Source organism: Streptomyces sp. 150FB (assembly GCF_000818195.1).
Lineage (GTDB): Bacteria > Actinomycetota > Actinomycetes > Streptomycetales > Streptomycetaceae > Streptomyces.
In genome coordinates this window covers 5,683,167-5,684,277 of sequence record NZ_JTHL01000001.1, presented here as the reverse complement: position 1 = coordinate 5,684,277, position 1,111 = coordinate 5,683,167, and the positions used below count along the sequence as shown (strand labels likewise).

At 72.6% G+C, this 1,111-nt stretch carries 1 protein-coding gene; it reads right to left on the bottom strand.

Going from position 1 to position 1,111, the window contains the following annotated elements:
• Positions 1-32 precede the first annotated feature (32 nt).
• Positions 33-1,088, bottom strand: coding sequence for a UDP-N-acetylmuramate dehydrogenase (locus tag QR77_RS24445; protein ID WP_040024263.1), 1,056 nt, complete (start codon positions 1,086-1,088; stop codon positions 33-35).
• Between the last annotated feature and the right edge of the window lie 23 nt (positions 1,089-1,111).

The following is a 1,111-nucleotide window of genomic DNA, read 5'->3' as shown; positions in this document are numbered from 1 at the left end:
GGGCAGGGCGGGCAGGCTGTGGGGCCGCGTCGTCAGAGGCTGGCGCCGACCGTCACCGGCTCGTTGACCAGCGTGATCCCGAAGGCGTCGCGCACTCCGGCGACCACTTCGCGCGCGAGGGCGAGCAGATCGTCGGTCGTCGCCTCGCCCCTGTTGGTGAGGGCGAGGGTGTGCTTGGTGGAGATACGGGCCGGGCCCGAGCCGTATCCCTTGGTGAAGCCGGCCTTGTCGATCAGCCAGGCGGCCGAGGTCTTCGTCCGCCCCTCCCCCGCCGGGAACGCGGGCGGCGTCACCGCTTCGCCGAGACGCGCCCGCGCGCGGGCCAGGAAGCCGGCGTACTCCCGCTCGGTGAGGATCGGGTTGGTGAAGAAGGACCCCGCCGACCAGGTGTCGTGGTCCTCCGGGTCCAGGACCATGCCCTTGCCCGCGCGCAGCGCGAGGACGGTCTCGCGCGCCGCCGCCGCGGGGACGCGGTCGCCGGCCTCGACGCCGAGGGCGCGTGCTGTCTCGGCGTACCGGATCGGGGCGGAGAGCCCCCCTGCGTCCTCAAGGCCGAACCGGACGCGCAGCACGACGTATCGCTCCGGGTGTTCCTTGAAACGACTGTGGCGGTACGAGAAGGCGCACTCGGCGTTCGTGAGTGTGACGGGCGCGCCGGTGGTGCGGTCGTAGGCGACGACCTCCGTGATGGTGCTCGACACCTCCTGGCCGTACGCGCCGACGTTCTGGATCGGCGTGGCGCCCGCCGAGCCGGGGATGCCGGCGAGGCATTCGATGCCCGCGAGCCCCGCTTCGACCGCGCGGGCGACGGCGTCGGTCCAGATCTCCCCCGCGGCGAGTTCGAGAGTGCTGTCTTCGAGGCGGAAGCCGGTGGTGGCGATGTGCAGGGCCGTGCCGTCGAAGCCCTTGTCCCCGATGACGAGATTGCTGCCGCCACCGATGATCAGCAGCGGCGTACCGGCGGTGTCGGCCTCCCGTACGGCGGCGATCACCTCGTCGTCGGTGGTGGCCGTGAGGAGGCGGGCCGCCGGGCCGCCGAGGCGGAAGGTGGTCAGGGGGGCGAGGGGGGCGTCCTGGAGTTCCTGCACGGGGACAAGACTACGGTCGCTTC